Genomic DNA, 10,588 nt, shown 5'->3' with positions numbered 1-10,588 from the left:
AAATTAGGCAATCAATTCATTTATTGTTTGGATTGCCACACTTCTATATGGTTCCACAATAGTAACCGTAAAGCAGAGAACATAATAAAATGTTGTTTTCTACTTGACGGTTACTTTTAAACATTTTAATTAAATTAAGCGAATTTTTGGACTTCTCCCGTTAGTTAATAGGAGAACGACAAGCCCCTACTTTTATACCTAAAGAATTATAGTGATTTTTTATGTTTATGATGGCTTGACCACTTGTAACTTTATTAATTAATTGTTTTATCTTCCAAAGGTCTACTGGTTTATTCATTAATAAGTCATTAAAAATTTGTTTGATTTCTTGTGGGTAAACATTTCCTACCATACTAGAAAGTCCATTACATCCATTCATTATCTTTTCTGTAAGATTTACATCTCCACCAGCGAACATGATGAAATCATCTGGTAAGTCAGTATTATGGTGACGTTTGGCATCACTCTCTTCTTTAAGTCCTACAAGGTTAGAGTACTTCTGGTTAATAACAGTCTTTAATGATTCAGCACTTAGCTCAAATCCTGTTCGGAAAGGATTATTATAAAGGACAACGTTTTTGGTGGTATGTTGTAGCAGCTCATTGATATAAGAAATAGCTTGTTGTTGTGTCGGCTGAATATAAGGTGGAAACTGAATTAGAATAGAATCAAAAACAGATTCCTCAAGCTTTTTAACCAGTTTTATTGCATTTCTTGTTGTAGTAGCTGATACGCCAAACATCAGTTCAACATTTTCAAATTTTTGTTGATTAAAATAATCAATAATTTGCATACGCTCTTCAATGCTCATTGAATTTTGTTCGCCTGTCGTAGCAGACACAAGTAGTGAATCTATCCCGTTATCTGTTAAATGTTTAACAATAGGATTGAATCCTTCTAAATATAAGCTCTCATCATCACGAAAGGGAGTTGGAATAGCAACATTAAAATTTTTCATCAGTTATATCCTCCAGTGTATATACATTACAAGAACTAGTGACAAATGTTCCACGGCCACTTTAAAGAAAGTCTTCCGATACAGATTGATTAGTAATGGATAAATGTCTTTCCATTTCCATGAACATGCTCGAACGGCAGGCTTCCTACTCTTTATTAAAAACTCACTGTAGTAGATAATCTCTGTTTTTTGGCTACCCATCTTATCACCCCCACAAAATTTTTACACAGTTTAAAGAATTTATACTTTTAGGTTTAAAGACTTTACTTGGATCTCTGTGCAAATAATAGTCTAAGACAGTTCAATCAATAGTACAATTCAATTATTTATATAATAACCATAGGTTTAGCCTATGATATAATGTGTAATATCTTAGATTGTTTATAGAATTCCTATTGAAATTTATGTTAATGAACTTGCAAAATGCAAAGGTAGGAACTATTACCGTTTAAACCAGGAGGCTTTAGAATGGAATTAAGACAACTTGAATATTTTTACGCTGTGTGCCAAGAGCTACATTTTACAAGAGCAGCAGAAAAGGTAGGGATTTCTCAACCTTCTTTAAGTCAACAAATTCGTTTGTTAGAACATGAAATTGGCACACTTTTATTTGATCGCATTGGTAAAAAGACAGCTCTTACGGAATCAGGGGAATTACTCTTAAAGTATACACGTAACATTTTTCATGAACTGGAACAGGCAAAAACCTCAATAGATGAACTAAATGGCCTTCAAAGAGGAACCATTTCTATAGGCACCTTGTTAACCGTTGAAAATTACCTCATTCCGCCCACATTACGTAGTTTCCATCATCTATATCCTGGTGTTAAGATATCTGTGTTTGGATTACGTACTGGGGATATTCAAAAACAACTGTTAGAAAATAAGCTGGATATAGGCATTGTTTTTTTACCTATGAAAGGGGATGAATTAGAAACCATTTCTTTATATAAAGAGGAAATGGCGTTTGCAGTGCCTGTTGGACACCCGTTAGAGAATCAAGATAAATTAGGTATAGAAGTCTTGCAAACAACACCTTCCATTTTACTTCCTGAACAATATTTTATAAGACAGCTTATAAATAAAGCTTGTAAAGACGTGGGGTTTATTCCAGAACCGATCTTTGAAATAACAACCATGCAATCTTTAATTAATATGGTTATAGATAGGATCGGGGTAACTATATTACCGAGACCTTACTTAGAGTACCTTAACCATCCTCGTATCAGAATTATTCCCATTTTAAATGTTAATCTTGCTCGATATATAGGAATTATCTACAGGAAAGATAAATACCTGAGTGCTGCGACACGTATTTTTATTAATACTCTAAAAGAGGCTTCACTCCATTTGACTCAGAATTCTATGAAAGGCACTGACTAAACAGTCCACTCATTTTATTAATCTTTATTTATATACTCTTAATAATAGAGCTGGACATTTCACTATCCTTCTTTGTCTTTCACTTCACTTTTTTTAAGTAGAATTACGTATAATCAGCGAAGTCTTGTAGATTTTCGTTATAGGAGCAGATCGCATCCCCTTCAATCGCCGGATAAGACATTCCGTAACATCCCTTACCATATCAGGAATACAATTGGTTAATGTGGTCAGTTCCGGATTAGTCATTAATCCTACAGGATGGTTATCAAATCCGATGACGGACATTTCTTGAGGCACAGATATCCCTTTTTGCTTTGCTGCTTTCAATAAACCAGTAGCTACAAAGTCACTACCTGTTATCATTCCATCCGGCAATTGATCAGAAGTAAATAATTGTTCTCCCAAGGCATAACCATCTTCCATAGTCATCAGCCCCGTATAACATTGTGATTTCGTACAGACAAGACCGAATTGTTGGTGAGCCAGTTGAAACCCATTCCATCTTTTCTCTTGCAGTTGTGTCAGGTGATCCATACAGAAAAACAGATGACGGCGCCCCTTGGACAGCAAATATGCTGTCGCTTGAAAGACTGCATCTTCTTCATCCAATCGGAAGACATCGAGAAACTCTCCGTCCGTCGCTTCGTTACATATGACTCCAATGTGAGAACCTATATATTCTTTAATTTCTCTCTCCGAGAAATGGGAATGAGCAATAACCACGGCATCCATTTCTCGGCGTGCCAATCGGGTATACACATCACGTTCATACTCTCGGGATAATTCGGTCTGATAGATGACAAGTTGATACCCCATTGAGCCTAAAGATCGACTTAATGCACTAACAAGCTGACTGAAATAGGGATGTTCCACATCCGGGACAAGCACACCGATATGATTGCTTGCCTGTAGACGCAACTGAACCCCCTGCGTATTGCGGACATATCCCAGCTCCGTAATGGCTTTTTGTACTTTTTGTCTGCTTTCAATAGATACATGAGGATGGTCATTTAACACACGTGATACCGTTGACTTGGAGAGACCGCTTACACGTGAAATATCAATTATGGTGGGCAAAATTAACACCTCTTCTAAAGTATTGACCTGGGAACGTTCCCTGCAACTATGATATCGTTAACAAACTATGGGAGGAGTCACACTCATGAAAGTCATATATACCCCCACTGTAACCGAATATCTAATATTGTTTGATTTTGACGAAACGTATTACCCGCATGAATGTTTGCCTGAACAACTCAAAATGGTGTACGAACTAGAACAATACCTCCAGCAGCTTGCCAAAAATTATCAGGTAAAGATAGCTTGGGTCACCGGAAGTAGTGTTCAGCAAATACAAGCAAAAATAAAAATAGCCGGTATGACGCAGCTCCCCCATTTTATAGCGAGCAATCTGGGCACAGAGATGTGGGAAGTCACGCCTGACGGACAACTGGTCACTGTTCCTTCATGGGCAAAGATCACAAGGGCCTCCGGATTCTCTCGAAGAGATGTAGAAGATTTAATTAGCGAATTAAAATCAACATTCAATATTGTTCTTGACGAACAGACTCAATTTGGGCAATCCGGGTACAAAATGAACTACTATTATTATCCGGTATCAGCAGTCAAAACCCAATATGATATACGTATCATCAGGCATCTGGCTGCAAATCATAGAATCGGAATTAATATCAATATTTGCAATCCCAAGGCGGGTGATCCTGAGCATGCATATGATGTCGATTTTATCCCCGCAGGAACTGGAAAGAAAGCGGCTGTGCAATTCCTGATAGATTATAGTCGGGTCCCCCTGTCCAAAACATTGGCTTTCGGTGACAGTGGAAATGATATCGAGATGCTTCAGATGGTTGCCCATGGATATCTTCTCCAGAACGCAACGGCAGAGGCAAAGTCATGCCACAACAACGTTGCCCCTTATCCTTACGCCGAGGGGATTTTACATGTATGCAGAAATTTCTTTGGGGAGTAATTCAGATCTTGCGCACGAATTGATTCGTTCTTTTTTAATTTTCTATACAAAAGTCACTCTATCCTGCCCGTTAGTTAAACAAAGGCAGCTAATCACTTTGATTGGCTGCCTTCTTGTTTGTATTGAATAGTTTTCACCTTGGTCCAGTCCATTTCTTATTTAGTAACTATAGGAGTTTTAGTTCCACTGCTCATTTTATTAAATAGTAAGATGGCAAGAATTAAAGCTATGCTTACAGCGGCAAAACCCAGCCAATTCAAATATAGGACAGATGTACGACTGATGACTAACCCGCCTAATCCAGATCCCAGTGCAAAACCAAATTGGATGAACGAAGTATTTACGCTAAGAGCAATGTCCGGATTTCGAGGCGCCAGAGTAACCAGATATGGTTGCTGAGCCGGGGAAATGCTCCACGTTGCTAACATAAAAATCATTAAAACCATGATTAATACCCAGAGATTGACTCCGGCTAGAGCGAATAATAGAAGAGTCGCCCCTTGTAACATGAGCCCGAGACAAATGGTAAATTTCGATCCCTTTGCATCTGCCAATTGTCCACCTACTCTTGATCCGACAAAGCTGCAAATGCCCGCCAGAAACAGAACACCGCTAATTTCTGTCATGGAAAGAGAGGACGTGGCCTGCAAAAAGGGTGTAATATAAGTAAATAGTGTAGAATAGCCGCCGACATAAAATAACGTAATAACCAAGGCCGTCAATATGGTTGGATTTCTTAAAATAGAGAGCTGCATTCTGAGGGTAACCTTTTCTTCTTCTTTGATTGCCGGAACCTTTTGATAGATAATCAGTAATGGAAGAACACTTAATAATCCGATTAAAACAAATAGCGCTCTCCATCCAAACATCTCACTAAAAAATGTGCCCATGGGAACACCCAGCACTAGCGAACTGCTAAGCCCCATCAAAATGATGCCGATGGCGTTGCCCCTTTTTTCTTTTTCAACGAGCCGTGTCGCCACTGCCATGGCTACAACCGTAGCGATTCCTCCGCTAGCCCCTTGGATAATTCGTATCCATAGTACTGTTTCATAAGCAAGATCTACCAACATAAGTCCGTTGCTGGCAATAAACACACCAAGGGTCGTCATTAGTAGTTTCTTGCGATCTGCATTGATCGTTAATGCAATTAAAATCGGAGCGACAATGGCTGCGGCAAGAGCAAACACAGTCACCAATAACCCGGCTTCCGAAGTAGATACTCCCAAGTCCACAGCCATCATCTCAATAACTCCCGTAATAATATATTCAATGGTTCCAATCAGAAAAACAGCCAGTGCCAGGACATAGATGATCCGTTTATTTTTCAATTTCCCCCACTCCACCTTCCTCAGTTATCTATTTATAATGGGAATTTGTATTTCTATGAATTGTGCATCTCGTTCTGAAGTTAACGGTAAATATAGTTCCCTACCTGATTCGTTTTCCTTGATCTGATAGTTATTTTTCTCAATCCATTTAGCTAAATGAACACAGGCTGCACAATCAAAACTAGCATTTGAATGAAAAGCCATTGTGGCCATCATCGGTTCAGGAGGAAGGGTCCGTAGCTGAAACGGTTCTGGAAATGATCGCAATTCACAGGTTAAAAAATAACCGATTTCAAACTCAAACTCATCCTCTTTTCCGTCAATCTCTTTCCATAAAACAACCTGAGGACCTTGAATCGATTGACGAATTTCTGTTGTTAATAACTGATCAAATTGACGGAATAAATCTGGAATGTCCTCTTCTTTCCCGCATGTTTTCTGATAAAAAAACGATTGAGCACCATCTGCTTTGATTCTGATTTCTTGCCCCGTTTCGAATTGCCCCTCTTTTTCTATAAGCTGCATACGTTCCTCAATCCTGACGAGTTTGGCTTGTTCCGTATCGATGATATGCTGGATTTCGCTTCTTTTCAGCTTAAACATGCCTTGAATATTTTCTAATGAAATATCTTCCTGAAGCAGCTGTTTAATTTGGGGCAATGTAAAACCCAATTCCTTATAAATCAAGATTCGGTTGAGCTCAAGAAGCTGATCTGCGGAATAGTAACGATAGCCTGTATCGTGATCTACTTTTCTCGGCTTAAGTATGCCAATCTGGTCGTAATAACGCAGTGTTTTTAAGGAGACCTTGCTTAGCCTGGAAAATGCACTGATTTTGAACAAAATATCATCTCCAATCTATAACATAATGTGAGTATACAGTTTCCCGTGCAGGGGAAAGTCAAGGATGTGAACAATTAACGTCGCCCTTAATAGGATTCTGTTGGTTCAAGCCTTAGTAATTGAGGTAACCTAAAAAAAGCCGCTTTAATAGCGACTTTCAACAGGAAATGTCTATGTACATACTATTTTCAATCTTCCCTTTTTACCGGATAGCCTATTTCCTGGATGTCCTCTTCAAGATCAGCGAGTTCCAATTCTTCATTTAGACCTTTAAGCATTTTCCCATCCAACGGCTCCATATCGAATATTCGTTGTACGAGCGGCCGGTGATCCCCTTCGCCGTCCCTCCTCGATGTCGGGAAGCATGCCAATGAAGTTTGAACCCGTCATGATCTATCTCTCCTCTAACCCGGGTCTTCTTTTATAACATCTCCATCTCCATTATAAACCATAATTCACCTACAACTTTAGATTTTATGGTGGTTATTAGGCCCGTTAGAGTCTCGTGAACGTGATGTAATCAACTTGAGCAGGCTCAGCCGATTCAATCCGAAGTGCCCGGTTGATCTGTCCTCGGTGATATTGCCCATGTAAGAGGACCTGCAACAGGATGTCCCGAGCGGACGTTCGGAACGAAACCCCGCTCTGGTTCTCATAGTCAATCATCTCATCCATCTCGAATTCCTTGAGCCCTTCGATATAGATGCGATATTGCTCGGCGTTTTCTTCGAACATCACCCGGATTGCCGTCAGGTCTTCCGTTTCCTCCCACAACGAATATTGCGCGCTACCCTTGCCCTGCAATCGGTCCAGCCAGACTCGTTCCGCGACCGCAACGTGCCGAACCAGCTTCAGAAGGCCCTTGTTTTTCGTCTTACTCTCCTCGAGCGCGTCCAAGATGCGTCCGTCCGCCCAGTATAGGTGGTCCATCATGCACTTGATTGTCTTCATTTCGCTCTCCCCCTCTTCTTTTCATCGATTACTTATACCTAATGTATCGCGTTAGTTTAACGACTTCAAACTTTTAATTACCTGATAAAGCGACGTCGTGTTCCCCCCGGGAGGCATACAACTTTTAGCTTTGTTTGAGTTTGCTAAAAACGGGCTTTCGTTCGGTCAGGAAGTACAGCAGGGCCAGAGCCGGGAGAACTGTACCCAAACCAGCTGCAGTCTGCCAGCCACCTTGAGCGTATGCCCAGCCACCCAAGGAAGAGCCAGCTGCCCCGCCCAAGAAAAATAATGACATGAACAGTCCATTCAAGCGTCCTCTTGATTCTTTGCCAATCGAATAAATAGCGCGTTGACCCAATACCAGATTGCCTGAAACAGCCATATCCAGTGTAATTGCAGCGACAACCATCAGCAGTAAACCCACAATAGAATGACCTTTTACCAGTACGGCAAGCAGGAAGGAAAAAACAGCCACCACCAGGAATGTGCCGGTCAAAGCTCGGGTCCAGCCTTTGTAGGCTAATCGGCCACAAATAGGTGCGGCAATAGCGCCACCCACACCAGCTAAGGCAAACCAGGCAATCCCCTGCTGCGAGAGGCCAAAGTGATCCGCCAGATGCAGAGGAATAACGGTCCAGAACAAGCTAAAGGCGCCAAACAGACAAGCTTGATAGAAAGCGCGGCGACGTAGAACGGGTGTACGGACAAATAGGAAGCCAAGCGATAGAATCAATTGTCGATAATTTAATGTAGGTGTCGGTTTCCGTTGTGGAAGCACACGCGACAACCGCAAAATTATTTTTTCATACTTTTTTCCCATGCGCCCCTAACGGATATACCTGTCTCCATAGCAGCGTGTTCTAAATCATGAATGTCCTTTTTTTCTAGTGTAAGAGTTATAGCAGTTAATGCATCGTCAATATGTGCTTCTTTGGTAACTCCTATAATGGGTACAGTCCCCTTTACAAGGGACCAAGCCATTGCTACGGGGGCCGGTCCAACTTTATATTTGTCCCCAATCTCGCTCATAACATTGATTAAATTTTGAAGTTTTCTCAGGGTTTCTATACTAAAGGCTTCTCCTCTTCTTGTATTGCTTTGGAACGGATGATTAGCATTATATTTGCCTGTTAGTGCTCCTTGTTCCAGAACCATATAAGAGAAGAAAACGATATGATTATCGTTACACCAATCGATAATACCTGCTTCTTCTGATTCCCTATACAATAAGCTATAGTGATTTTGAACGGCTGCAAGTTCCAAACCCTCATTTTCCAGAATGCTAACAGCCAATTTTAATTCATCCAAGTTATGATTAGATACCCCGATGTGTTTAATCTTATTTTCCTTTGCAAGGGGGATGATTTCTTGTGTCCATTTTTCAACATTCCGGGGATTGTGAATCCAATAAAGGTCAATATTTTCCCTACAAAGTCTCTCCATACTTTCCTTTAATGACTTCCTCATGTTTTGCTCTTGGCCATCGAAGGGTGTGAACTTTGTAGAAATCAATATATCTTGTTCTTCCTTAATGAAATGGCCTAAAATGGTTTCCGATGCGCCATAACCATATACGGCTGCAGTATCCCATAAGGTAAAACCATGTTTAACGGCTTTTTCATAAACAGGTCTCAAGTCCTCCGCAGTATAGTTATTTCCAAAAACCCGGTCTCCACCGTTAACACCTGTGCCCCATGACCACGTTCCCAGTGCAATAGCCGGTATTTTGTCGTTTTTCATGGTTACATATTTCATGATGAACTCCTCGCTTTCCAAATTTTAAATCTCCTCCGCAATCGCTCTTCTGATTCTGCTCAACGACACGGGTGTAATTCCGATATAAGAGGCGACATAGGCTAGATTGATACGCTTCTCCAATTGGGGATACCCTTTTCTAAAATCCAAATACCTCTCCGTTGCACTTTTTAATAAAAAACTGCTCTCTCTTTGAATTTTATATTCCAACTTACGTTCCAATAATTTTGTATAAGCTTTCATGCAATATATATGATTCTCTATTAATTTTTTGAAATCATTACATGACATGGCCATAACGACACTATCCTCCAAAGCCTCGATACAACGGTTTGAAGGTTTATGATCAAACAATATTTCATAATAAAGCACTGAACCCTCTTTTGAAAAAAATCTTGTGATATCATCCCCATTCACATCGATATAAAAGCTTCTTAATAAACCGGAGATAACAAAATATATTTCTTTTTGTACAACTCCCTGATGAACTAATAAATCTCCTTTAGCAATTTTCTTTTTTGTAAACTTATTCATTGCATGGTTAACGACCTCTTGTGGCAGCTTATCCTGCATAAGCAGTTCAATTGAATTTTGGATTTGAGCGAATTCATCCTCCATCTGTTTCCCCCTTCACTCCCATACTTTAAATTTAGTTGCGTTCAGAATTCTCCAACATCTGTCTAGATTATATTTCCATACTCACACCTTGTAATTAACAAAAGATAATAATATGTATATTAAGCGAATCTACTTCCCTACGCTCCGCAGCAGCGTTCATCCATGGGTTATCAATCATCCTTTTTTGATTTTTTGTAGGCTAAGGGTGTCATATTCATCGCTTTTCTGAATCTTTCTATAAAATAGCTGGCACTGTTAAATCCGACCTTATAGGCAACTTCTGTAACGTTGGATTCTGCTTGTTGCAATAAGACCAAGCTTTTTTGAATCCGATAATCCATGACATAATTCAGCGGAGTTATCTTTAACACTCGTTTGAAATATCGGCAGCATTCAGAACGGCTCAATTGACCAGCTTTCGCAATATCATCTAATGTGACTTTTTCAGCGTAATGCAAATAGATCCAATTTAACATTTGCTTGATCCGCTGACTCTTTACCATTTCCGTCTGGTCATATTCTAATTTAAAGCCATTCATGACCAAGTTTTTCCAGATCATTGTTAAATGCATGGTAATATCCATCTCAAAGTATGGTGATTTTTGTTGAATACATTGATTGATTTTCAAAATGGCATCTAAGATGTTTTTCCCCCAGAGCTCATTAGAATCTATATATACATAAGGTAAGTTAGTTGCTTGAATATAAGGGGCTACATAGGGGCTGTAAAGTTCTGGTGATAAAACGTAATGAGGAGAA

10 protein-coding genes and 1 pseudogene are annotated in these 10,588 nt (G+C 39.8%); 2 read left to right on the top strand and 9 right to left on the bottom strand.

What is annotated here, in order from left to right; all coding sequences use genetic code 11:
• Positions 1-160: 160 nt before the first annotated feature.
• Complete coding sequence (locus tag AC5V8P_RS18675) at positions 161-958, bottom strand: dihydrodipicolinate synthase family protein (protein ID WP_064795751.1); 798 nt, start codon at positions 956-958, stop codon at positions 161-163.
• 468 nt (positions 959-1,426) lie between these two features.
• Between AC5V8P_RS18675 and AC5V8P_RS18670 the strand changes: the two genes are divergently transcribed.
• The gene (locus AC5V8P_RS18670) at positions 1,427-2,341 is read left to right on the top strand and encodes a LysR family transcriptional regulator (RefSeq protein ID WP_063210826.1); all 915 of its coding nucleotides are present in this window, start codon (positions 1,427-1,429) and stop codon (positions 2,339-2,341) included.
• 93 nt (positions 2,342-2,434) lie between these two features.
• On the opposite strand, the gene AC5V8P_RS18665 is transcribed toward AC5V8P_RS18670, so the two are convergent.
• Positions 2,435-3,427 (bottom strand): LacI family DNA-binding transcriptional regulator, encoded by a 993-nt coding sequence (locus AC5V8P_RS18665; protein ID WP_231116747.1) that lies wholly within the window; start codon positions 3,425-3,427, stop codon positions 2,435-2,437.
• A gap of 76 nt (positions 3,428-3,503) precedes the next feature.
• On the opposite strand from AC5V8P_RS18665, the gene AC5V8P_RS18660 reads away from it, so the two are divergent.
• Complete coding sequence (locus AC5V8P_RS18660; RefSeq protein WP_064795748.1) at positions 3,504-4,331, top strand: HAD-IIB family hydrolase; 828 nt, start codon at positions 3,504-3,506, stop codon at positions 4,329-4,331.
• A 155-nt stretch (positions 4,332-4,486) separates the two neighbouring features.
• Here the strand turns inward: AC5V8P_RS18660 and AC5V8P_RS18655 are convergent, their stop codons facing one another.
• The 7 genes and pseudogenes from AC5V8P_RS18655 to AC5V8P_RS18625 all read right to left on the bottom strand — a co-directional run.
• Positions 4,487-5,662 carry an MFS transporter gene (locus tag AC5V8P_RS18655; protein WP_064795747.1) on the bottom strand — a complete coding sequence of 392 codons (1,176 nt, stop codon included), beginning with the start codon at positions 5,660-5,662 and terminating at the stop codon, positions 4,487-4,489.
• 24 nt (positions 5,663-5,686) lie between these two features.
• Positions 5,687-6,505 carry a MerR family transcriptional regulator gene (locus AC5V8P_RS18650; protein ID WP_064795746.1) on the bottom strand — a complete coding sequence of 273 codons (819 nt, stop codon included), beginning with the start codon at positions 6,503-6,505 and terminating at the stop codon, positions 5,687-5,689.
• Between the two features lie 495 nt (positions 6,506-7,000).
• Positions 7,001-7,456, bottom strand: a complete 456-nt coding sequence (locus tag AC5V8P_RS18645) for a DinB family protein (RefSeq protein ID WP_064795745.1) — start codon at positions 7,454-7,456, stop codon at positions 7,001-7,003.
• A gap of 124 nt (positions 7,457-7,580) precedes the next feature.
• Positions 7,581-8,243, bottom strand: a pseudogene (locus AC5V8P_RS18640) (MFS transporter); the annotation flags it as partial.
• A gap of 8 nt (positions 8,244-8,251) precedes the next feature.
• Complete coding sequence (locus tag AC5V8P_RS18635) at positions 8,252-9,232, bottom strand: aldo/keto reductase (protein WP_231116746.1); 981 nt, start codon at positions 9,230-9,232, stop codon at positions 8,252-8,254.
• Positions 9,233-9,235: 3 nt separating this feature from the next.
• Complete coding sequence (locus AC5V8P_RS18630) at positions 9,236-9,829, bottom strand: Crp/Fnr family transcriptional regulator (protein ID WP_064795743.1); 594 nt, start codon at positions 9,827-9,829, stop codon at positions 9,236-9,238.
• Positions 9,830-9,999: 170 nt separating this feature from the next.
• Positions 10,000-10,588, bottom strand: a 589-nt coding sequence (locus AC5V8P_RS18625; RefSeq protein WP_495473768.1) for a helix-turn-helix transcriptional regulator, incomplete at its 5' end; no start/stop codon positions are given.

The organism is Paenibacillus sp. N119s, assembly GCF_059447605.1.
Note: the sequence above shows the minus strand (reverse complement) of the source record. Positions and strands in the feature narration are given on the sequence as shown.

Coding starts and splice junctions, on each gene's coding strand:
- AC5V8P_RS18630 (WP_064795743.1), bottom strand. CDS start 9,829: ATGGAGGATGAATTCGCTCAAATCCAAAATTCAATTGAACTGCTTATG.
- AC5V8P_RS18670 (WP_063210826.1), top strand. CDS start 1,427: ATGGAATTAAGACAACTTGAATATTTTTACGCTGTGTGCCAAGAGCTA.
- AC5V8P_RS18645 (WP_064795745.1), bottom strand. CDS start 7,456: ATGAAGACAATCAAGTGCATGATGGACCACCTATACTGGGCGGACGGA.
- AC5V8P_RS18660 (WP_064795748.1), top strand. CDS start 3,504: ATGAAAGTCATATATACCCCCACTGTAACCGAATATCTAATATTGTTT.
- AC5V8P_RS18675 (WP_064795751.1), bottom strand. CDS start 958: ATGAAAAATTTTAATGTTGCTATTCCAACTCCCTTTCGTGATGATGAG.